Raw genomic sequence first — 21,969 nt, 5'->3', positions numbered from 1 at the left:
ACGCTGTTTGCAGAGCAACAATCGAAAGTTGCTGGGAAATTTCTGAATTTGCGGAAGAGGATAGCCGATTTCAACGCATCGATCTAAGCTGAGTTCCATGGGGAACCAAACCCCTGTCACGGGGCTTTGTATATGATCGCACCGTCTCTTTTTGAAAAATCGAACAGGGACGACACCTCATGATGGCATCACCGTGAACAGAACATCCCAAATCGTGGACACCGCCGGTATCGGCGGGGCTTTCCATATCGAAAACATCTATCCGATCATCGACGCTGGCCGCTTCCCGGTCAAACGCATCGTGGGCGAACCCGTCTCTGTCTATGCCGACCTGTATCGCGATGGTCACGAGATCATCGCCGCTGCCATCGTCTGGCGCCGTGAGCAGGACCGCGAGTGGAATCGGGTCCCGATGACGCTGGAGGTCAACGACCGCTGGGGCGGCTCGTTCATTCCCGATGGCATCGGACGCTATGTGTATGCCATCGAGGCCTGGACCGACGAATTCGCGACCTGGCGCCACGGCTTCGAACTGAAGCTGAAGGCCGGACAGGACGTCACGCTGGATGCGCTGGAAGGCGCCGGCCTGATGACCAAGGCGCAGAATGGCGGACCCGAGGCTTCGGCGCTCATCGTCAAGCAATGTGAGAATTTTCTGCAGACCGGCGACAATGAGCCGCTGTTGTCACCCGAGCTGCGCACCGCCATGGCCGAAGCGCAATTGCGCCCGGACCTGACGCGCTCGCCTTTGCTGCCGCTGATGATCGACCGTGAACGTGCCCGCAACGGCGCGTGGTACGAGATGGTGCCGCGCAGCCAGAGCACGGTGCCCGGCCAGCATGGCACGTTCCGCGACTGCATTGCCCGCCTGACCGACGTGCAGGCCATGGGCTTCGACGTGCTGTATTTCACGCCGATCCACCCGATCGGCAAGACCAACCGCAAGGGCAAGAACAACTCGCTGACCTCCGAGCCCGGCGATGTCGGCAGCCCCTATGCCATTGGCGGGGCCGAGGGCGGCCATGATGCGCTTCATCCCGAACTCGGCACCATGGAGGATTTCCATGCGCTGATCGCTGCGTGCAAAGAGCACGACCTGGAAGTCGCTATCGACGTCGCCGTGCAATGCTCGCCGGATCATCCGTGGGTCAAGGAGCATCCGGACTGGTTCAAGCGCCGGCCAGACGGTTCGATGAAATACGCGGAGAACCCGCCGAAGAAATACGAAGACATCCATAATCCCGACTTCGATTGCGAGGATGCGGGATCGCTGTGGAACGCGCTCCGCGACATGCTGCTGTTCTGGTGCGATCAGGGCGTGAAGATCTTCCGCATCGATAATCCACACACCAAGCCGCTGCGGTTCTGGGAATGGGCGATCCATGAGGTGCAACTGAAGCATCCCGACGCGCTGTTTCTGGCGGAGGCCTTTACGCGTCCGAAGCTGATGAAGGGCCTCGCCAAGCTCGGCTTCTCGCAGAGCTACACCTATTTCACCTGGCGCACCGCGAAGTGGGAGATCGAGCAATATCTCAACGAGCTATGCGGCTATCCCGAGCGCGAATTCTATCGCCCGAACTTCTTCGTCAACACGCCGGACATCCTGCCCTATCACCTGCAATCCGGCGAAGCCTGGATGTTCAAGGCGCGGGTGGCGCTGGCGGCCGCACTGTCGTCGACCTACGGCATCTATAACGGTTTCGAACTGCTCGAACATGAGCCGATCCCGGGCAAGGAAGAATATCTGAACTCCGAGAAATACGAGATCAGGACCCGTGACTGGAACGCGCCGGGCAATATCAAACCCTATATAACCGCGCTGAACCACGCGCGCCGCGCCAACTCGGCGCTGCAGCAGACGTCAAACCTGCGCTTCATGCCGGTCGACAACGACAACATCATCGGCTTCGTGAAGCAGTCAGTCGACGGCACCAATACGGTCGCCGGCGCCATCGCGCTGTCGCGCGATCCCTATGAATTCTGGCTGCCGATCGACACGCAAGTCACGGTCGATGGCGAGAAGCGCAACGTCGCCGCCGTCGAAAACATCATCACCGGCGAGCGCTACGGCGTCGAATGGGGCGGCATCCGCCTGCGTCTCGACCCCCAGCGCGATCCCGCCGTCTTCTTCCGTTGCCTCGCCTGAAAGCGTCACCAATGAACGTCATGACCGAAATCGACGCGAAAACGAAACAGCGCGCAGAGGAGATCGACAAGCTCTGGTACAAGGACGCCATCATCTATCAGCTGCATGTGAAGACCTTCGCTGACAGCAACCATGACGGCATCGGCGACTTTATCGGTCTGACCGAGAAGCTGGATTACCTGCAGGACCTCGGCGTCACCACCATCTGGCTGATGCCGTTCTATCCGTCGCCTGGCCGCGACGACGGCTACGACATCGCCGACTATGGTTCGATCCATCCCGACTTCGGCACGATGAAGGACTTCAAGCGCTTCATCCACGAAGCCAAGCGCCGCGGCTTGCGCGTGATTACCGAACTCGTCATCAACCACACGTCGGACCAACATGACTGGTTCAAACGCGCCCGCCGCAGCCCGGCAGGCTCATCCGCCCGCAACTGGTATGTCTGGAGCGATACCGACCAGAAATATCAGAGCACCCGGATCATCTTCACCGATACCGAAAAGTCGAACTGGACCTGGGATCCGGAAGCCAAAGCCTATTACTGGCATCGCTTCTTCTCGCATCAGCCGGATCTGAATTTCGACAATCCGCGCGTCGTCTCCGCCGTGGTGCAGGTGATGAAACGCTGGCTTGATGCCGGCGTCGATGGCTTCCGTCTGGACGCGATCCCCTATCTTGTCGAGCGCGACGGCACCAATAACGAGAACCTGCCGGAGACGCACAAGGTCATCAAACATCTGCGCGCCGAGCTCGACGCCTATGCGCCGGGCAAGCTGCTGCTCGCCGAGGCCAATCAATGGCCGGAGGACGTGCAGGAATATTTCGGCAACAGCGACGAATGCCACATGGCCTATCACTTCCCGCTGATGCCGCGCATCTATATGGCGCTGGCGCAGGAAGACCGCTTCCCGATCACCGATATCATGCGGCAGACGCCAGACATCCCCGGCGACTGCCAGTGGGCGATGTTCCTGCGCAATCACGACGAGCTGACGCTGGAAATGGTCACCGACGTCGAGCGCGACTATCTGTGGTCGACCTATGCGAACGATCCGCGCGCCCGCATTAATGTCGGCATTCGCCGTCGCCTGGCGCCCTTGATGGACAACGATCGCCGCAAGATCGAGCTGCTTGATTCACTGCTGCTGTCCTTCCCCGGCACGCCGATCATCTATTACGGCGACGAGATCGGCATGGGCGACAATATCTATCTCGGTGACCGCAACGGCGTGCGCACACCGATGCAGTGGGCACCGGACCGCAATGGCGGCTTCTCGCGCGCCGATCCTGCGCGGCTCTATGCACCGCCGATCATGGATCCAATCTACGGCTACGAGTCGGTGAACGTGGAGGCGCAGTCGCGCAGCCTGTCGTCGCTGCTGTCGGCGACCAAGCGGCTCATTGCTGTCAGGAAATCGACGCTGGCTTTCGGCCGCGGCACCATGACCTTCATCCGCCCCGACAACCGCTCTGTTCTCGCTTATGTGCGCCAGCTCGGCGACGAAGCGATTCTCTGCGTCGCCAACCTGTCGCGCGCTGCGCAGGCCACCGAACTCGATCTGTCGCCATGGAAAGAACGCGTGCCGCTGGAAATGCTCGGCCGCACCAAATTCCCGCCGATCGGCGATCTGCCTTACATGATCACGCTGGCGCCTTACGGCTTCTACTGGTTCCAGCTGCAGCTCCGCGATGTCTCCGAACATTCGCAGCCGCCGGTGGTGCCGGAATTCGAAACGCTGGTGGTGCCGCTTGGTTCGACCTGGATGACTCTCGCCCGTACGCGCGGCGTGTTCGAGCGCGACGTGCTGCCTTCCTTCCTGGCACGCAGCCGCTGGTATCCGGAGCGACAGCCAAAGGCGATCCAGCCCGTACTCACCGGCGCGATCCCGTTCTGCGAGATCGGCGACAACCGTCCATGGCTGGTGTTTTTTCAGACCACGCAGCGCAATGTGGCGACGCGCTATCTGCTGCCCATGCAGATCGAGTGGACCCGCTTCGACCGTGAACGTTATAATCCGAAGGCCTTTGCCGCCGTCCGCCAGGGCGCACGCGAAGGTACCCTGCTCGACGTCGCCACCGACCACATCTTCATTGCGCTGCTGCTGCACAATCTGCGCACGTCGCTGACGGTCGAGGAAGAAGGCAATCGCCTGGAGTTCCGGCCGACCACGAAGCTTGCCGAAAAACCTGCTGCCTCGCTCGAGAATATCCGTGCGGTGGAGACCGAGCAGTCCAACAGCACCGCTCTGGTCGATAACGACTATGTGGTGAAGATCTATCGCAAGCTGCAGGCCGGCATCAATCCGGAGATCGAGGTCAGCCGTTTCCTGACCGACATCGCCGGCTTCACCAACACGCCGGCTCTGCTTGGCAGCGTCGAACTGGTCGAGGGTGATCAACGCAGCGCCGTCGCCATCGTGCATGCCTTTGTGCAGAATCAGGGCGATGCCTGGACGGTGACATCGGCCTATCTCGACCGTTTCGCCGATGAGCAGCGCCTGCTGGCGGTGGATGACCACGCCCCGCACAGTGAAGAGCAGGTGCCGTATCTGCTCTATATGTCGCAGACCGGCCGCCGCGTCGCCGAGATGCAGATGGCGCTGGCCAGCCGCGACGACATCCCGGATTTCAAGCCGGAGCCGACATCGCCTGACGATATCAGGCTCTGGATCAATGAAATCGTCACGCGTGCGGAGCCGGTATTTAGTGCGCTCGCCCAACGTCGCAATGCTGCAAAGGATTCGGATCGCGCGCTGATCGATCAGGTGCTGGAGCTGCGCCACGGCTTGCGGGGGTGGCTGACCGAGCTGCTGCCGGAGAATATCGACGGACTGAAGATCCGCCATCACGGAGATTTCCATCTCGGCCAGATGCTGATCGTCAAGGATGATATCTTCATCATCGACTTCGAGGGTGAACCGCGCAGGCCGATCGATGAGCGCCGCCGCAAGGCGCCCGCTGCACGTGATATCGCCGGGCTCATTCGCTCGATCGATTATTCGGCAACGGCAGCGCTGGAACGCGCGCTCAAGGTCACTTCGGACGACACCGGCAAGCTGGCTGCGGCACTGGACGCCTGGCGGGAACGTGCCACCACGGCTTTCGTTGACGCCTATCGCGAGACCATGACTGATGCGCGGCTGTGGCCGGCAGACGCGGGGGCCACCAAGGAAATGCTGAACTTCTTCCTTCTGGAGAAGGCGCTTTATGAAATCGAATACGAACTCGCGCATCGGCCAGATTGGCTGCGGGTGCCACTGACTGGCATTCTGCGCATTCTGAACCAGTATTCTGAGGAAGCCGTATGACCAATTTGCCCGCCGAGGCTTACGCAATCGTCGAAGGCCGCCACTCCGATCCATTTCACTATCTCGGCCCCCACAAGGAAGCCGACAAGACAGTCGTGCGTGCTTTCCTGCCCGAAGCCGTGAAGGTCGATGCCATTGATGATCACGGTGCGACAACCGCGTTGGAGCGCGTGCATGACGCCGGGCTGTTCGTCGGCGCGCTGGCCAATGGCTCGACCAAATATCAGTTGCGTGCGCGCTATGGCGACAGATCCGTCGATCTTGAGGACCCCTATCGTTTTCCGCCAATCCTGACTGAATTCGATCTCTATCTGCTCGGTGAAGGTACCCATCAGCGGCTCTATGACAAGCTCGGAGCCCATCCGATGGTGCTCGAAGGCGTCAGCGGCGTTGGCTTCGTCGTGCTTGCACCCAATGCAAAGCGTGTCAGCGTGGTCGGCGATTTCAATTTCTGGGACGTGCGGCGTCATCCCATGCGCGTGCGCGGCGCCGGCTACTGGGAGCTGTTCATCCCGGGCGCGACGCCCGGCGATCACTACAAGTTCGACATCATCGGCCCGCATGGACAGTTGACGCAGAAATCCGACCCGATGGCCTTCGCCGCCGAACTGCGGCCCTCCACGGCGTCCATCGTGCTGGACGAAACCAGGATCCCGCATCCACGCCCTGCCCCGGATCACATCAATGCGCTGAACAAGCCGATGTCGATCTATGAGGTGCATCTGGGCTCGTGGCGCCGCAAGGGTGACAATGAATGGCTGACCTATCGCGACCTCGCGGAGACGCTGCCGCGCTATGCTCGCGATCTCGGATTCACCCATGTGGAATTCCTGCCCGTTAACGAGCATCCGTTCGACGGCTCCTGGGGCTATCAGCCGACCGGCATGTATGCGCCGACCAGCCGCTTCGGTACGCCGGCAGAATTCGCATTGCTGATCGACGCCTGTCACGCCGAGGGGCTCGGCGTGCTGCTCGACTGGGTGCCCGGGCACTTCCCCGACGATCCGCACGGCCTCGGCAATTTCGATGGCACCGCCCTTTACGAACATGCCAACCCGCTGCAGGGCCGGCACATGGACTGGGGCACGCTGATCTACAATTACGGACGAACGGAAGTCGTGAACTTCCTCGTATCCAATGCGCTGTTCTGGCTCGAGCGCTACAATGTGGATGGCCTCCGCGTCGATGCCGTCGCCTCGATGCTGTATCTCGATTACAGCCGCGAAGCCGGCGCCTGGATTCCGAACAAATATGGTGGCCGCGAGAATATCGAGGCCGTCAGCTTCCTGCGCCGCTTCAACACCGAAGTGTTCGCAAAATTCCCGAATGCGACCACTGCAGCGGAGGAATCCACGGCATGGCCGCAAGTATCGCGTCCCGTCGAATTCGGCGGGCTGGGCTTCGGCTACAAGTGGAACATGGGCTGGATGCATGACACGCTGAATTACATCAGCAAGGATCCGATCTATCGCCGCTTCCAGCACGGCGACATTCTGTTCGGGCTGCAATACGCCTTCTCGGAAAATTTCGTGTTGCCGCTATCGCATGACGAAGTCGTGCACGGCAAAAAATCGATCCTTGGCCGCATGCCCGGCGACGACTGGCAACGGTTCGCCAATCTGCGTGCGTATTACGCCTTCATGTTCGGACATCCCGGCAAGAAGCTGATGTTCATGGGCTGCGAATTTGCCCAGGAGCGTGAATGGAATCACGACACGTCGCTGGACTGGCACCTGCTGGGGCAGGACAAGCATGCCGGAATTCATTCGCTGATCCGCGATCTCAACGAGCTGTATCGCAACCAGCCGGCACTGCATGAACTCGATTGCGATCCCGCCGGCTTCGAATGGATGATCACCGACGATGCCGGCAACAACGTGTTTGCGTGGCTGCGCAAGGGCGCCAACCCGCGCACGCAATGCCTCGTGGTCGTGAACTTCTCGCCGAATGTCTATCATGATTACCGCGTGCGCGTGCCATTCACCGGCACCTGGCGCGAGGTGCTGAATTCCGACGCCGCGCATTACGGTGGCAGCAATGTCGGCAATTCAGGCGAAGTCATTGCCAAGGGGCTCGTCCCCGAACTCAGTCTGACCCTTCCACCGCTGGCCGCACTCTTTCTCGTACCGGAATTCTAGAGCATGAGATTATCCGCCGGCACGCCCTCCCGCCTCGGCGCAAGCTGGGACGGACGGGGGACCAACTTTGCCTTGTTCTCTGCGAACGCCACCAAGGTCGAACTGTGCCTGTTCGACAGCCAGGGGCGGCGCGAGCTCGAGCGCATCGAACTGCCGGAATATAACGAGCACATCTTTCACGGCTATCTCAACGATGTCTCGCCGGGACAGCTCTATGGCTATCGCGTGCACGGCCCCTATGAGCCGGAGCATGGGCATCGCTTCAATGCGCACAAGCTGCTGCTCGACCCCTATGCCAAGAAACTGGCGGGGCGTCTCGTCTGGAGCGATGCACATTTCGGCTATCGCACCGGCTCGTCGCGCGAGGATCTGTCCTTCGACCGCCGCGACAATGCGCGCGGCATGCCGAAGGCTGTGGTGGTCGACGAAACCTTCAACTGGGGCCGCAAGGAAGCGCGCCCAAGCGTGCCGTGGGAAGACACCATCATCTATGAGGCCCATGTCAAAGGCCTGACGCAGACCCGCAAGGACGTGCCGCCAGGGCTGCGCGGCACCTATCGCGGCCTGTCGTCGCCGTCGATGATCGAGCATCTCAAACGGCTTGGCGTCACCACCATCGAGCTGCTGCCGGTGCACAGCTTTGTCGATGACCGCCGGCTGGTGGAAATGAAGCTGGTGAATTACTGGGGTTACAACACCCTCTCATTCTTCGCCCCGGAAGCGCGCTACGGCACCGACAATCCGCTCGATGCCTTCCGCACGACGGTCGCGCGGCTCCATGACGCGGGCATCGAGGTGATGCTCGACGTGGTCTATAACCACACCGCCGAAGGCAATCATCTCGGCCCGACGCTGTCCTATCGCGGTATCGATAACGCCTCCTATTACTGGTTGATGCCAGATAATCCACGCTTCTATGACGACTTCACAGGCTGTGGCAGCTCGGTGAACCTTACGCATCCGCGCGTGTTGCAGATGGTGATGGATTCACTGCGCTACTGGGTTGAGGTGTGTCACGTGGACGGCTTCCGCTTCGACCTTGCAACCACGCTGGCACGCGGACCGAACGGCTTCGATCGCAATAGCGGCTTCCTCACCGCGATCCGGCAGGACCCTGTTCTCGCGAACGTCAAAATGGTCGCCGAGCCCTGGGATCTCGGCATGGGCGGCTACCAGGTCGGCGCGTTCCCGTCGCAATGGTCGGAATGGAACGACAAATATCGCAGCGCCATGCGCCGCTACTGGAGCGGCGAAGGCTCACTGATTGGCGAAGTGTCCAGCCGCATGACCGGCTCGTCTGATGTGTTCAATCATGACGGACGCAAGCAACGCGCCGGGATCAACCATGTCACCGTGCATGACGGTTTCCCGCTGGCCGACCTCTTTGCCTATAACGAGAAGCACAACGAGGCCAATGGCGAGGACAATCGCGATGGCTCCTCGGATAACCTCAGCAACAATTTCGGCGTCGAAGGCCCGACCGACGATCCCGAGCTGCTGGCGCTGCGTCGACAGCTGCGCAAGAACCAGCTTGCCTGTCTGTTTCTCGCGCAGGGCGTGCCGCTGCTGCTGGCTGGCGACGAGGTCGGCAATACGCAGGGCGGCAACAACAATGCCTATTGCCAGGACAACGAGATCGGCTGGGTGACCTGGGACAATCTCGGCGACAAGGACGAGGACCTGACCGACTTCATCGGTCATATGGCCCAGCTCCGCAGCCGTTTTCCGCAAATCACGACCCAGCGCTGGCTCGACGGCCGCCGCGCCGACGGCAGCTATGGCGTGCTGTGGCTGACCCCCTCGGCCGACGAGATGACCGAGACCGACTGGGCGTTTCCCGACGGGCGCTTTCTCTCTTATGTACTCAGCGCTTCCGGTGAAAACACCAACCCGATTTTCATCGTGCTGAATGCGGCGCCCGAGGGCATTCCGTTCAAGCTGCCGAAGATGCTGGAATACAAGAACTGGCGGCAGGTGTTGAACACCGCTGACGAAAAGCTCTCCATCGCTATCCTGCCTCCCGGTAGCGACATCGATGCGCCGCCGCGCTCGGTGCTTGCCTTTGCGGGGACGCCGGCATGAGCGCTCATTCGTTCGGACCCCGGCTGACTGAGAAAGGCGCGATCTTCCGCCTCTGGGCACCGGCTGCGCAACGCGTCGACGTGGTGCTTGGCGATCAATCCCATCCCTTGAAGCCCGGCGATGACGGCTGGTTCACCGCGGAGGTCGCAGGTGTCGAGACTGGCGACACCTATCGCTTCAGGATTGACGACAAGACCGACGTGCCCGACCCCGGCTCACGCTTCCAGCCGGATGATATCAATGGCCCGTCGCAAGTCATCGATCACGGGACATATGCGTGGCGCGCAGCGGACTGGCGTGGGCGGCCGTGGGAAGAAACCGTGCTGCTAGAAACCCATGTCGGCACCCACACGCCGGAAGGCACCTATCGCGCCATGATCGACAGGCTCGATCATCTCGTCGCCACCGGAATCACCGCGCTTGAGCTGATGCCGCTCGCGGATTTCGCCGGCAAGCGCAATTGGGGCTATGACGGCGTATTGTGGTACGCGCCGGATGCGATGTTCGGCCGCCCCGAGGACCTGAAGGCCTTGATCGACGAAGCGCATCTGCGCGGGCTGATGGTGTTTCTCGACGTCGTCTACAATCACTTCGGACCGGAAGGGAATTATCTCGGCCTCTATGCGCCGAATTTCTTCGGCGGTGCCGATACGCCATGGGGCTCGGCGATCGACTATCGTCTGCCGCAGGTCCGCGCTTATGCCATCGAGAACGCCGTGGCATGGCTGCGCGATTATCGCTTCGATGGGCTCAGACTCGACGCCGTTCATGCCATAGTCGAACAGGGCGAGATCCCGATGCTGCATGAGCTGAGCCGCGAAGTCGGCAAGCTCGTCGCCGATACCGGCCGGCACATCCATCTCGTTCTGGAAAACGACGACAACCGTGCCACCCTGCTCGATCCCGCCACCAACCCGCCGTGCGGCCAATATCGCGCACAGTGGAACGACGACTATCATCACGCCTGGCACGTGCTTCTGACCGGCGAAGATAACGGCTATTACAGCGACTACGCGCAAAAGCCGCTCGATCACATCGTGCAAGCGCTGGGCTCCGGATTCGCCTATCAGGGACAACCCTCAGCGCATCGCGCAGGCGCTGAACGCGGCGAACCATCAGGCGAACTCGCACCGGCGGCCTTCGTGAATTTCCTGCAGAACCACGACCAGATTGGCAACCGCGCGCTTGGCGATCGGCTGGAGACTTTGGCCAAACCCGAGGCCATCGAAGCTGCACTGGCCATCACATTGCTGGCGCCGATGGTGCCGATGCTGTTTCAGGGCGAGGAATGGGGCTCGAAAGTGCCGTTCCCGTTTTTCTGCGATTTCGAAGGCGATCTCGCCGATGCCGTGCGCAATGGCCGCAAGAAGGAATTCGCCAGCGCCTACGAAAAGTATGGCGACGAGATCCCCGATCCGCTGGACGAGAGCTCCTTCCGCTCGGCCTTCATCGATTGGGACAATCGCGAAACGACGGCGGGCAAGAGACGGCTGACGCTGGTTCGCGAGCTGCTCGCGCTGCGCAAGCAGCACATCGTGCCACGCCTCGCCGGCGCACGCTTCGGCAAGGCAGAGGCTGATGACAATGGATTGCTGACCGCGTTCTGGAAGATGGGCGACGGCAGCCGGCTGCATCTTGCGGCCAATCTATCCGGCACAGCGGTGACCGCGACACCGCCGACCGGCGGCACGACGATTTGGGGCAACACCAGCACCGGCGTGGGGACGCCGTGGTCCGTCATATGGCGGATCGGAGACACATAATGGCCCCTGCGATTCCCGTCGCGACCTACCGTATTCAACTCACCAAGGATTTCGATTTCGATGCCGCCGCGGGCATCGTGCCCTATCTGAAAGCGCTCGGCATCACCCATCTCTATGCCTCGCCCTTCATGAAATCACGCGCGGGCTCGACTCATGGCTATGACATTGTCGATCACACCAAGCTCAATCCAGAGCTGGGCGGCGACGAAGGTTTCGAGCGCCTGAGTGCCGCGCTGAAGGCCAACGATATCGGCCTGATCCTCGACTTCGTGCCCAATCATGTGGGCGTGCATTTCGCTGACAATCCGTGGTGGCTCGACGTGCTGGAATGGGGACAGACCTCGCCGCACGCCGTCTCCTTCGACATCGATTGGGACACCCTTCCCTATCGCGCACGCGGCGGCTTGCTGCTGCCGATCATCGGCAGCTCATATGGCCAGGCGCTGGACAATGGCGAGATCGAGCTGAAATACGACGCCGAGGAAGGCAGCTTCTCGGCCTGGTATTTCGAACATCGGCTGCCGATCGCACCGGAGCGCTACAGCGAGATGCTGCGCACCATCGTCAAGGAAGCCGATGCCGGCAACACGCCAGCCGGCCGGGCAATGCTGACACTGGCGGCCAAGCACAAGGGCCTCCGCCATCCCAACCGGCGGGAAGCGCCGGCTTTCAAGCAGCAGCTGGTGTCGATCGACGGCGCTGCCGAGGTTATCACGCGCGGCCTCGACGCCTATCGCGCCGGGCCGGATCGGGCCGCCCAGATTCAAGCCATGCACATGTTGCTGGAGCGCCAGCACTACAAGCTCGGTCAGTGGCGCCTGGCATCGAGCGAGATCAACTACCGCCGCTTCTTCGACGTCAATACGCTGGCTGGTCTGCGTATCGAGGACGCCGATACGTTCGAGGCGATCCATTCGCTCGTCAAACGGCTGATTGCCGAAGACAAGCTGCAGGGGTTGCGGCTGGACCACATCGACGGCCTTCACGATCCCTCGCAATATTTCCAACGGCTGCGCCGGCTGATCCGCGAGGCGCATGGCAACGGTACCAAACCATTCTATGTCGTGGTCGAGAAGATTCTCGGCGAGCACGAGAAGCTGGTGCCCTTCGCCGGTGTGCATGGCACCACCGGCTATGAATGGCTCAATGTGATCACGCAGGTGCTGGTCGAAGAAAAAGGCCTGGAACCACTGGGCGAAACCTGGCGACAGGTAAGCAATGTCTCACCGAAATTCGAACCGCAACTGGTGGAAGCCAAGCGCCGCGTGCTCGATACGCTGCTACTCAGCGAATTCACCGTGCTGACGCGTCTGCTGGCACGGATCGCCAACGGACATTATTCGACACGCGACTTCTCCGCCGACACGCTGCGTCAGGCTTTCGAACTCTACGTGCTGCATTTCCCGGTCTATCGCACCTATCTCTCCGCCGCCGGCCCATCGGCCCTCGATCGGCAACTGATCGCCACGACCATCGAGAAGGCTCGCGCCGAGTGGTTCGGCGCCGATGAAGGCTTGTTTGACTTCCTGCGCGACGCTCTGACGCTGGACCTGCTGAAGCCCGGCCGCCCCGCGCATAGCAAGCCGCGGGTACGACGCTTTGCATTGAAGGTGCAGCAGTTCACCGGGCCGACGATGGCGAAGTCGCTCGAAGATACCGCCTTCTATCGCTATCATCGCCTGCTGGCGTTCAACGAAGTTGGCGGCGAACCGGCAGCGGAAGCGATACCTGTCGCCACGTTCCACGAGATAATGATCACACGCGCGCTCGAGCGGCCGCATGGCATGACCTCGACCGCCACCCACGATACCAAGCGCGGCGAGGATGCCCGCGCGCGTTTGCTGGCGCTGGCCGAAATGCCCGGTGAATGGGCCAGTGCGGTCGGTCGCTGGAAGTTGCTGAACGCGCCGCATCTGGTTGTTGACGGCGAGATGCGCGCGCCCTCCGCAGCGTTCGAGTATATGTTGTACCAGGCGCTTATCGGCGCCTGGCCGCTCGGCGGGCGGGACAATTCCTTCCTCGAGCGGATGCAGGCCTATGCGCTGAAGGCGGCGCGCGAGGGCAAGCAGGAAACGAGTTGGCTCAACCCGAACGACGCCTATGAGAAGGGTCTGCGCACGTTTCTGGAGCGCATTCTCGACCCGGCCCAGTCGCCGGAATTTCTTGCAGCGCTTGAGACCTTTGCCAAACGCACATCGCTGATCGGCGCATTGAATTCACTCAGCCAGATCACGCTGAAAGCGACCATTCCCGGCATGCCAGACTTCTATCAGGGCACCGAATTCTGGGATTTCTCGCTGGTCGATCCCGATAACCGCCGCCCGGTGGATTTCGCCGAACGCGCGAAAGTGCTGGAGGCACTGCAGCAACCGGATTGGGCGGCGCTGGCGCAACACTGGGATGATGGCCACCTCAAGCTCGCCTGGACGCGCGAGCTGTTGAAACACCGCACCGAGATGGCAGCCGTCTTCACCGATGGCGATTACGAACCACTTGAAGTGACCGGACCTCATGCCACGCACATCATCGCCTTCGCGCGGCGGCATCAGCGCGACGCGGCAATCGTCGTGATCCCGCGCGTCTTTTTCGAAGCGACGCAGGGCGGGCGGCATTGGCCGGAGCCGACGGCGTTCGACGCAACCGTGATCGCGCCCGGCTACCTCGTTGAAGGTTCTCCGCCGAAGAATGGCACGAGCGAGCTTTCCGTTGCCAAACTCTTCAGGCAGATTCCGATGGCGATCGTGAAGGCACATGCTGCGCCGAAACGCATTCGTTCGACGCGTTTGCGATAGCACACACGACAAGGCCGCCCGGGATCGATGGCCGGACGGCCTGGCGGATGTCGTGCCGACTCGCGAAAGGTCGGTTCCCTTCCTCCGCGTGCTCAAAGCTTTTCATCAAATTGTTTGCGAGTGGTTTACGATCAAACTCGCGTGCGCCGCACTATCGCGCGATATTTTTATGCTGCACAGCAACAGATATTAAAGATGCGAGAGATTTTCTGCACGCCGCAACGCCGCTTCAATTCTTTTTCGTGAGCAGCAGATTTCCGCGCGATTTGATCGCTACCTGCGCCACCTCGGCGAAACGCTGCAGCAGCCAGGGCAGCACCACTTCGACGGTGACATGATCCTCGGCCACATCGACATGACCGGACGCCGCCTGGCCCAGGGCATGGACGCGGAAGATCATCCGGTCGCCGTCCCAGCGCTCCTCGTCAACTTTCAACATTGGTACATTAGTTGCTGCGCGTGTCAGTCCTGTCTTGAGCCGGCGCGCAGCTTCCTCGCGGCCGAGGCTGTGAGGGATAGAGACGACGAGCGGTGCAGACATCAAGGCATCCTTTGTTAGTTCATATGTAGGCGCGAATTCGTCCAGCGGTAGTCGCAATGAAGGTTTCAACCCTGGAACCTTGCGGGCGCCTGCGCGTTTTTACCGCATGAAGGCAGCCGGCTCGTCCGTCTGCCAGGCTGAGGAGACATTCATGTCCATTGGTACGATTATTCTGATCATCCTGATTATCGCCTTGCTCGGTGGTTTCAGCGGTATCGGCGGCGGTCCGTTCTACGGCACCGGCTATTACGGCGGCGGCGGCCTTGGCCTCATCGTGGTAATTCTGCTGATCCTCCTGCTGCTTGGTAAGCTGTAAGAGCGGATATTGATTTCAAGGCGCGCGGTCCGGAAGGATCGCGCGCTTTTCCATACGCGTACGCTCTCACCGTCATCACCCGCGAAAGCGAGTAATGACAGTGAGAGTCATTTCATTTTTCCGATCCCAGCCTTGATCGACGACGCAGCATCCTCGTAACCCGTCCACGCCTTGCTCTTCGCCAGCAGCGCCGGGACGCTGCGCACAGTGAAATTCTTCGGATCCAAATCTTTACGCAGCTGCGCCCATGTCAGCGGCATCGACACCGTGGCCCCCTTTCGCGCCCGCGGCGACAGCACCGAGACCGCGGTCGACATCCGGTCGTTGCGCAGATAATCGAGGAAAATCTTTCCACCACGCAGCTTCTTCGACATGTTGAGCAGATAGCGCTCGGGGTCGTCACTGGCCATCTGCTGGCATACGGCCTGCGCAAACGTCTTCGCCGTCTTCCAGTCAACCTTGTCCTTCGCGCCGTGCAGCAGCGGTGCCACCACATGCAGGCCCTTGCCGCCGGTCGTCTTGCAGAAACTCTCCATGCCGAGACCCGAGAGCCGTTCGCGCATCTCGCGTGCCGCATCCATGACGGCAATGAACTCCACATCAGGCGCCGGATCGAGATCGAACACCAGACGCCCCGGTGTATCCGGCGCGTCCGGCGCGCAATTCCAGGGATGCAGTTCGAGCCCGCCGATCTGCGCGACAGCTGCTAGACCCTCGATGCGGTCGATCTGCAGGTAAGGCTTGCGGTCGCCGGAGACTTTCACGAGTTCGAGCAGGTTCGATGTCCCCGGCATTGCGTGGCGTTGGAAGAACTGCTGCCCGTCGATGCCATCGGGCGCGCGCACGATCGAACATGGGCGCCCCTTGAGATAGTCCATCATCCAGTCGCCGACGGCTTCGAAATAGGCCGCGAGATCGCGTTTGGTGACCGGCTCGCCATCGCCAGCATCCGGCCATAGCTCCTTGTCAGGCTTGGAGATCGCCACGCCCATCACGACCGCGGAGCCCGCTGCCGCCCTTGCTGGCACGGCTTTCTTTGTGGAGGTTTTCGCTGCCTGCTTCATACTGCCCTTCGGCTTCGGTTCGGCGAGCGCGGTCTTCTTCGGAGTTTCAGCCTCGACCTCATCGGCCGGCTTGTCCTGCCGCAGCCCCTTGAACGACGCCTGACGCACCATGCCGGCGCTGGTGAAGCCAGCAAACTCGATCTCGGCCACCAGTTCGGGCTTGAGCCAGTGCACGTCCCGGCCACCCGGCGGCGTCTCCTTGCCGCCGAACGGGCTGGTCTTTGCCGCCGCTTTCTTCAATGCCGGCATGATACGCGTGACCTTGTCCTGGCCGAAGCCGGTACCAACGATCCCGACATAAGCGAGATGGTCGCCTCTGTTGACGCCGACCATCAGCGAGCGGAATTTTCCCACATTGCTCTTCCATGCACCGATCACGACCTCATGGCCCGCGCGGCATTTCGCCTTGGTCCAGTTTTGCGAGCGGCCCGACAGATAGGGCTCCGACAATTTCTTGGAGACGATGCCTTCCAGCGACAGTTTGCAGGCCGACTGCAGGATGGCGTCACCACCGCTCTCGAAATGATCGACATAGCGAATCAGATTTTCCTTGCGACGACCGCGGGCTTTGTCGAGTAGCGCCTTCAATCTCTCCTTGCGATCGCCGAGCGGCAGCTTCCGCAGATCTTCACCTTCGGCGAACAGAAGGTCGAACGCGAAAAAAATGAGGGTATCGGTCTCGCCATCCGACAGCGCCGCCTGCAGCGCCGCGAAGTCCGGGGCACCATTGGCATCGAGGCCGACAATTTCGCCATCGATGATCGCGTCCGGCATGCCGGTGGCTTCTTTGGCGATGGCCTGAAATTTGTCGGTCCAGTCGAGCCCCTTGCGTGTCTTCAGCGTGGCCTCATCGTCTTCGACGCGGAGTTGCACGCGGTAACCGTCGAACTTGATCTCATGCACCCAGCCATTCTCGGAGGGCGGCCGCTCCACGATGGTGCAAAGTTGAGGTGCGACGAAGCCGGGCATCTTTGCGACCTTGACCGGCTTCGCCGATGGTTTGGCCGCTTTCTTTGTCACGACTTTCTTCGCTTCAGTCTTTTGTGCAGCTTGGCCAACATCAGCCTTGGTCTTGCCGACCTTGCTGGCGCGCGCATCGGCAGCACTGCCCTCGCTGGAATCCCAGATAGCATCGGGTTTGATCTTCGCCGTCCTGGCGATCATGAACGGTTTTGGCGCCTTCCCTTTTCCTGACGCGATGACGCTCATGGTCCGGCCGGACGCAACTGACTTGTCGTTGTCGAGGACAGTGTTGGCCTTGCCCTCCTTCACGAACTCATCGCGATGCTTGATCAGCAGCCAGTTGGTCCGCTTGCCGCCATTGCGGTCATGCTTCATGCGCACCAGCACGAAGCCACCATGCAGCTTCTCGCCATCCAGCGTGAATTTCAGATCGCCCTTCTTGAGGCCCTTGTCCGGGTCGTCGCTCTCCCAATAGCCGCGGTCCCAGAGCTGCACGGTGCCGCCGCCATATTGTCCCTTGGGAATTGTGCCTTCGAAATCGCCGTAATCGAGCGGATGGTCCTCGACCTCGACAGCAAGGCGCTTGTCGGCGGGGTCCATCGATGGCCCGCGCGTGACGGCCCAGGACTTGAACACCCCGTCCATCTCCAGCCGCAGATCGTAATGCAGCCGCGTGGCATCGTGTTTCTGGATCACAAAACGGCGACGCTTCGCCGGCGCGACCACGATCTGCCCGGAGGGCTCCTTCGTCTGCGCGAAATCGCGTTTCCGGCGATAAATCGATAGCTGCTTGTCGGCCAAGGCAAACCTCACTCAACGCGTCATAAGCCGCAGGATCCGGCCCGGAACCAAAACCGGGAACTACCGTTGAAGTTCCTGGAAATCCACGCCAGCGCAATGCTTTGCGGCCTGCGTGCTTCATTTTTGTCGATCGAGTTGGAGGACGAGTATGGCCCCGCCCCGCGCCTATTGGAAAGGCTCTCTCAAGCTGTCGCTCGTCACCTGCCCGGTGGTGCTGTATCCGGCCGCGACCACGATCGAGAAAACCAAATTCCACATGATCAACCGTGAGACCGGCAATCGGCTGAAACAGCAGATGGTGGATGCCGAGACCGGCGACGTCGTGGAGAAAGAGCAGAAGGGCCGCGGCTATGAGATCAGCAAGGGCGAATATGTCGAGATCGAGAAGGAAGAGCTCGAAGCCGTGCAGATCGAAAGCAATCACACCATCGATATCGATAATTTCGTGCCGCGCGACGAGATCGACCGGCGCTATCTGAACAACCCCTATTACATCGCGCCCGACGGCAAAGCCGGCGCCGATGCATTCGCCGTGATCCGCGATGCCATGAAGGACAAGGACCGCGTGGCGCTGGCGCGCATCGTGCTCACCAATCGGGAGCACATCATCGCCATCGAGCCGCTCGGCAAGGGCCTGCTCGGCACCACGCTGCGCTTCCCCTATGAAGTGCGCGACGAGGAGGACTATTTCGACGATATCAAGTCGCCGAAGATCTCTAAGGACATGATCGACCTTGCGGTGCATATCCTCGACAGCAAGGCTGCGCATTTCGATCCCAGCAAGTTCAAGGATGAATATGAGACCGCGCTGAAGACGCTGGTGAAGCGCAAGGCCGCGGGCAAGCCGGTGAAGGTCGTCGAGAAGGAGGAGAAGCCGGACAACGTCATCAACCTGATGGATGCGCTGAAGGCGAGCCTCAAGGGTGGCAAGGGCAAGTCGACCAAACGCGCTTCGTCGTCACGACCACATGTGGCGCGCAAGCGTCCGGCCAAGAAGGCCGCGCGGTCATCAGCGCGGCACCGCAAGGCAAGCTGAGCGCATGAAGGTTTTGGGAATAATCATAGGCATCGCGTTGACGTCGACCGTGGCAGCGCAGGCGCAGCAGCTGCAGACACGGGAATGCAACGCCTCGAATATCGCCTTCGTCGCCGAAGCCATCGCCAAGATGGCCGATGGCAAGCAAAAGAAGACCGCCTCCGACGAGATCGGCCTGGCCAGCGAAGCAATGGCGGAGGGCAAGGACGATGAATGCAAGGACCACCTGCTGAAGGCGACACTACAGACAAAGTGAGGCGATGCCACTTGGGTCGAAACTGTCATGGCCAGGCTTTCCCGGCCATCTACGTCTTTTCTCCCGCCAAGACGTGGATGCCCGGGACAAACCCGGGCATGACGAAGATTGGTTCATATTCGTCGATCAACGTACATCGGCGGAGCCTCAGGCCTTCGTCGACTTTCGGGATTTTTTGGCCGCTTTCTTTTTCCCCGCCGTCTTCTTGCTGGCTTTCTTCACCGTCTTTTTCTTCGGTGCCTTCGGCACTTTCTTGCCCTCGGCGCGAGCCTCGGACAGGCCGATGGCAATCGCCTGCTTCTTGCTGGTCACCTTCTTGCCCGAGCCCCCGCTTCGCAATGTGCCGGCCTTGCGCTTCTCCATGGCCCGCGCGACCTTTGCGGCGGCCTTCTTGGAATATTTCGCCATTCCATGCTCCCTGTGATCGAAACGATCAATCGCCATCGCGAATGATGGTTCCGCGTGGGTGATGTGCGAACGAACGCACTTATGAAATCCCTATAACGCGGCACCGCCGCTCATCTCGTTTTCAAACGGGCGGCCGATCATCTTGCAGCCATTCGCTCAAGCGAATGAACTGGAGACTGCAAGTGATCACCATCGAACCTCCCTCGTGTAGCTCATCCCTCGTTTTTATAGGCAAGAATGGCCGCGGCCAGTGGGTCGCGCAGGAACAAAACGGTCTATTCGGCGGGTTGTTCGTCAGCCGCGCGAATGCCGTGCGTTATGCTCTGTTCGAGAACGGCCATCGCCCCGAAGCTATCATTGAGACGGCGGGCCTCATCGAACTCGATATGAACGCCCTGCCTTTCACGGCAGCAACCTCTGTCGAACGGTTACAACAACGGCGCGTCGCCTGAGCTTCCCGCCATGTCCACAGTTGCTCTTCGGGCTCATGCCCTCCCGCAAGCTCATGCCTCCCATCGCGCCAACGACTGGCTGCACGGCATCGTCGCTGACGTGCCGACACCGTTTGACACGCATGGCGCGCTTGATCTCGTCACTTTCGCGCGGTTGTGCGAGCGTCAGGTCTGCGCCGGCGCCAGCGCCATCGTCATCGGCGAGAGCGCTGGCGAAGCCAACACGCTCACCTCGAACGAGCGCGCCACGCTGATCCGGACTGCCGCCGGCATCGCCCGCGGGCGCATCCACATCATTGCCGGCGCGGGATCGAACTGCACCAGCCGCGCCATTGAATCGACGCGGCTGGCATGGGCCGCCGGCGCCGATGCCGTCATGTCGGTCGTGCCGTATTACAACCGCCCGACGGCAAGTGGCATCGCAGCGCATTTCCGTGCGATCCTGGAGGCGACATTGCTGCCGGTCATTGTGCATGACGCACCGTCGCGTTGTGCTCGTGCGCTGACCGACGACACGCTCATCGGTCTCGCCGCCTCGCCACGATTGATAGGCCTGCGCGACGACACCGGCGACGCCGGGCGACTGGCGCGATTGCGGTCGCTGCTGCCAGTGGGTTTCCGGATGCTGACGGGACAGGACACCGCAGCCCTGCCTTATCTGCTGCTCGGCGGCGACGGCGTTGTCTCCGCGATGGCCAATGTGGCGCCGCAGCTCTGCCGCGGCATGTATTACGCGGCCCGCCAGGGATGCCCGCGCTATGCGACGACCATCTCCGACATGCTGGCGCCGCTCGCCACAGCCCTGCCGCCGGAGCGGGTCACATCGGCAGTGAAATATGCATTGACCTTGCGGGGCCTGGGGAGTGCCGTCGTGCGCCTGCCGCTGACCGAGCTGACAGATGCCGAGCAGCAGCAGGTACACACGGCGATGGACGCGATCTGGGCACAACCCGACGACGCGCCGCCCCTGCGCCGCGCCCGCTAGGCTTGCGGGCGCTCGTTCTTCTCACGACATTTCGGGCCGGGTCCGCGCATATAATGCGCGGCCGGCCGATAGACAGCAGGTCCAATGACGAAACGCCATAGCCGGGCGAGAATGCCCGGCATGATGGTCGCATAGGAGGCGATACGCGCGAACAGCGCTGCAGAACGGTCTTCCCTCATGGCACGCTCCGGCGATCCGGAAGCACCGGCGTATCGGCGGCGCGCACACGGACGCGCGCCAGTTCACGCCGCGCGCGGCGCATCTTGTCGGCCACCAAAGCCATATGGATGGCGGCGAAGAAGCCCTTGATGTGGTTACGCGTCAGCCTGATGGCTACGCAGAGCCGCTTCCATTGGATATCACTGGAGTGATGGACGATCGGCGGCTGATTGCGGCTGATGAGGTAGCTGCGGTAGGCGCTGTCGGCCGAGAAATCGTGCAGCTGGGTATCGCGATTGTAGAACATCGTCATGGTCGTTGTCCGTCTTCTCAAATCCCTGGCGCATGAGCGCGTCGGGATGCCTGGAAGATGCGGACAACGACATATGAAATCGAGACGAGCGGCCGCGCTCGTTCATAAGCGCGGCATAAAGATCACGAGGCTGGAAGTGTCGGAAATACCAGCGCTCGCTCAGCTCTTGGCCATGCAGTCTTCGATGTAGAACCAGCGGTCGTCGCCGGCGAGGCCCTTGACCTTGACATCCTTGCGGCAGGCCTTGAGCTTGCCCTTGTTGGCGCTCCACTTCGCTTTCATGTCCTTCAGACTCTGCTTGTTCAGCTTCATCTTTGCGGGCGCAGGAGTTGCCGGCGTCGCAGGCGCCTGCGCCGAAGCAACGCCCATTGAAGTCACAACGAACAGTGCGGCCACGAGGCCCGTAGTGATGCGTGTCATCGTTATCCCCGAATGTGCTTGTT

At 61.1% G+C, this 21,969-nt stretch carries 17 protein-coding genes; 11 read left to right on the top strand and 6 right to left on the bottom strand.

Annotation, left to right across the window (positions count from 1 at the left end; all coding sequences use genetic code 11):
* Positions 1 to 193: 193 nt before the first annotated feature.
* Genes RSO67_RS26170 through treY form a run of 6 tightly spaced genes read left to right on the top strand, consistent with a single transcriptional unit; the run spans position 194 to position 14,232 of the window.
* Positions 194 to 2,146: an alpha-1,4-glucan--maltose-1-phosphate maltosyltransferase gene (locus tag RSO67_RS26170; protein WP_315841218.1), complete on the top strand. Its 1,953-nt coding sequence runs from the start codon at positions 194 to 196 to the stop codon at positions 2,144 to 2,146.
* 11 nt (positions 2,147 to 2,157) lie between these two features.
* A complete protein-coding gene (gene treS, locus RSO67_RS26165; RefSeq protein WP_315841217.1) occupies positions 2,158 to 5,457 on the top strand; it encodes a maltose alpha-D-glucosyltransferase in 3,300 nt (1,099 codons plus the stop codon).
* A complete protein-coding gene (gene glgB / locus RSO67_RS26160; protein ID WP_315841216.1) occupies positions 5,454 to 7,595 on the top strand; it encodes a 1,4-alpha-glucan branching protein GlgB in 2,142 nt (713 codons plus the stop codon). Before treS ends, glgB begins: the two co-directional genes overlap by 4 nt.
* Positions 7,596 to 7,598: 3 nt before the next feature.
* Positions 7,599 to 9,677 carry a glycogen debranching protein GlgX gene (glgX, locus tag RSO67_RS26155; RefSeq protein ID WP_315841215.1) on the top strand — a complete coding sequence of 693 codons (2,079 nt, stop codon included), beginning with the start codon at positions 7,599 to 7,601 and terminating at the stop codon, positions 9,675 to 9,677.
* On the top strand, positions 9,674 to 11,440 hold the full coding sequence (treZ, locus tag RSO67_RS26150) for a malto-oligosyltrehalose trehalohydrolase (protein WP_315841214.1): 1,767 nt from the start codon (positions 9,674 to 9,676) through the stop codon (positions 11,438 to 11,440). The genes glgX and treZ overlap by 4 nt, the downstream gene beginning before the upstream one ends.
* Entirely contained in the window at positions 11,440 to 14,232 is a 2,793-nt protein-coding gene (gene treY / locus RSO67_RS26145) for a malto-oligosyltrehalose synthase (protein WP_315841213.1), read from the top strand. Before treZ ends, treY begins: the two co-directional genes overlap by 1 nt.
* A gap of 229 nt (positions 14,233 to 14,461) precedes the next feature.
* Here treY and RSO67_RS26140 read toward each other — a convergent pair whose 3' ends face one another.
* The gene (locus RSO67_RS26140; RefSeq protein ID WP_315841212.1) at positions 14,462 to 14,773 is read right to left on the bottom strand and encodes a polyhydroxyalkanoic acid system family protein; all 312 of its coding nucleotides are present in this window, start codon (positions 14,771 to 14,773) and stop codon (positions 14,462 to 14,464) included.
* 151 nt (positions 14,774 to 14,924) lie between these two features.
* Between RSO67_RS26140 and RSO67_RS26135 the strand changes: the two genes are divergently transcribed.
* Entirely contained in the window at positions 14,925 to 15,089 is a 165-nt protein-coding gene (locus RSO67_RS26135) for a DUF3309 family protein (protein ID WP_081422059.1), read from the top strand.
* 107 nt (positions 15,090 to 15,196) lie between these two features.
* Here the strand turns inward: RSO67_RS26135 and ligD are convergent, their stop codons facing one another.
* Positions 15,197 to 17,917 carry a DNA ligase D gene (ligD, locus tag RSO67_RS26130; protein WP_315841211.1) on the bottom strand — a complete coding sequence of 907 codons (2,721 nt, stop codon included), beginning with the start codon at positions 17,915 to 17,917 and terminating at the stop codon, positions 15,197 to 15,199.
* 148 nt (positions 17,918 to 18,065) lie between these two features.
* Here ligD and RSO67_RS26125 point away from each other — a divergent pair, with 148 nt between their 5' ends.
* Together RSO67_RS26125 and RSO67_RS26120 are read left to right on the top strand one after the other, a co-directional pair.
* Complete coding sequence (locus tag RSO67_RS26125) at positions 18,066 to 18,953, top strand: Ku protein (protein WP_315841210.1); 888 nt, start codon at positions 18,066 to 18,068, stop codon at positions 18,951 to 18,953.
* Between the two features lie 37 nt (positions 18,954 to 18,990).
* Entirely contained in the window at positions 18,991 to 19,209 is a 219-nt protein-coding gene (locus RSO67_RS26120; RefSeq protein ID WP_315841209.1) for a hypothetical protein, read from the top strand.
* 147 nt (positions 19,210 to 19,356) lie between these two features.
* On the opposite strand, the gene RSO67_RS26115 is transcribed toward RSO67_RS26120, so the two are convergent.
* Complete coding sequence (locus RSO67_RS26115; protein WP_315841208.1) at positions 19,357 to 19,617, bottom strand: DUF6496 domain-containing protein; 261 nt, start codon at positions 19,615 to 19,617, stop codon at positions 19,357 to 19,359.
* 182 nt (positions 19,618 to 19,799) lie between these two features.
* Between RSO67_RS26115 and RSO67_RS26110 the strand changes: the two genes are divergently transcribed.
* Together RSO67_RS26110 and dapA are read left to right on the top strand one after the other, a co-directional pair.
* Entirely contained in the window at positions 19,800 to 20,069 is a 270-nt protein-coding gene (locus RSO67_RS26110; RefSeq protein ID WP_120289267.1) for a hypothetical protein, read from the top strand.
* A 10-nt stretch (positions 20,070 to 20,079) separates the two neighbouring features.
* Entirely contained in the window at positions 20,080 to 21,054 is a 975-nt protein-coding gene (dapA, locus tag RSO67_RS26105; protein WP_315841207.1) for a 4-hydroxy-tetrahydrodipicolinate synthase, read from the top strand.
* On the opposite strand, the gene RSO67_RS26100 is transcribed toward dapA, so the two are convergent.
* From RSO67_RS26100 to RSO67_RS26090, 3 genes are all read right to left on the bottom strand, one after another.
* Positions 21,051 to 21,233: a hypothetical protein gene (locus RSO67_RS26100; RefSeq protein WP_231077673.1), complete on the bottom strand. Its 183-nt coding sequence runs from the start codon at positions 21,231 to 21,233 to the stop codon at positions 21,051 to 21,053. The genes dapA and RSO67_RS26100 overlap by 4 nt on opposite strands.
* A complete protein-coding gene (locus tag RSO67_RS26095) occupies positions 21,230 to 21,526 on the bottom strand; it encodes a hypothetical protein (RefSeq protein WP_175367284.1) in 297 nt (98 codons plus the stop codon). Before RSO67_RS26095 ends, RSO67_RS26100 begins: the two co-directional genes overlap by 4 nt.
* A gap of 159 nt (positions 21,527 to 21,685) precedes the next feature.
* Positions 21,686 to 21,946 (bottom strand): hypothetical protein, encoded by a 261-nt coding sequence (locus RSO67_RS26090; protein ID WP_315841206.1) that lies wholly within the window; start codon positions 21,944 to 21,946, stop codon positions 21,686 to 21,688.
* Positions 21,947 to 21,969: the final 23 nt, after the last annotated feature.

This window comes from Tardiphaga sp. 709 (assembly GCF_032401055.1).
Classification (GTDB): domain Bacteria; phylum Pseudomonadota; class Alphaproteobacteria; order Rhizobiales; family Xanthobacteraceae; genus Tardiphaga.
The sequence above is the reverse complement of the archived record's forward strand: the minus strand, read 5'-3'. Positions and strand labels throughout refer to the sequence as shown.

Bases quoted from the DNA above. Each gene is read 5' to 3' on its own strand.
- treS (WP_315841217.1), top strand. From the start codon at position 2,158: ATGAACGTCATGACCGAAATCGACGCGAAAACGAAACAGCGCGCAGAG.
- glgB (WP_315841216.1), top strand. From the start codon at position 5,454: ATGACCAATTTGCCCGCCGAGGCTTACGCAATCGTCGAAGGCCGCCAC.
- glgX (WP_315841215.1), top strand. From the start codon at position 7,599: ATGAGATTATCCGCCGGCACGCCCTCCCGCCTCGGCGCAAGCTGGGAC.
- treZ (WP_315841214.1), top strand. From the start codon at position 9,674: ATGAGCGCTCATTCGTTCGGACCCCGGCTGACTGAGAAAGGCGCGATC.
- treY (WP_315841213.1), top strand. From the start codon at position 11,440: ATGGCCCCTGCGATTCCCGTCGCGACCTACCGTATTCAACTCACCAAG.
- RSO67_RS26140 (WP_315841212.1), bottom strand. From the start codon at position 14,773: ATGTCTGCACCGCTCGTCGTCTCTATCCCTCACAGCCTCGGCCGCGAG.
- RSO67_RS26135 (WP_081422059.1), top strand. From the start codon at position 14,925: ATGTCCATTGGTACGATTATTCTGATCATCCTGATTATCGCCTTGCTC.
- RSO67_RS26125 (WP_315841210.1), top strand. From the start codon at position 18,066: ATGGCCCCGCCCCGCGCCTATTGGAAAGGCTCTCTCAAGCTGTCGCTC.
- RSO67_RS26115 (WP_315841208.1), bottom strand. From the start codon at position 19,617: ATGGCGAAATATTCCAAGAAGGCCGCCGCAAAGGTCGCGCGGGCCATG.
- dapA (WP_315841207.1), top strand. From the start codon at position 20,080: ATGTCCACAGTTGCTCTTCGGGCTCATGCCCTCCCGCAAGCTCATGCC.
- RSO67_RS26100 (WP_231077673.1), bottom strand. From the start codon at position 21,233: ATGAGGGAAGACCGTTCTGCAGCGCTGTTCGCGCGTATCGCCTCCTAT.
- RSO67_RS26095 (WP_175367284.1), bottom strand. From the start codon at position 21,526: ATGACGATGTTCTACAATCGCGATACCCAGCTGCACGATTTCTCGGCC.
- RSO67_RS26090 (WP_315841206.1), bottom strand. From the start codon at position 21,946: ATGACACGCATCACTACGGGCCTCGTGGCCGCACTGTTCGTTGTGACT.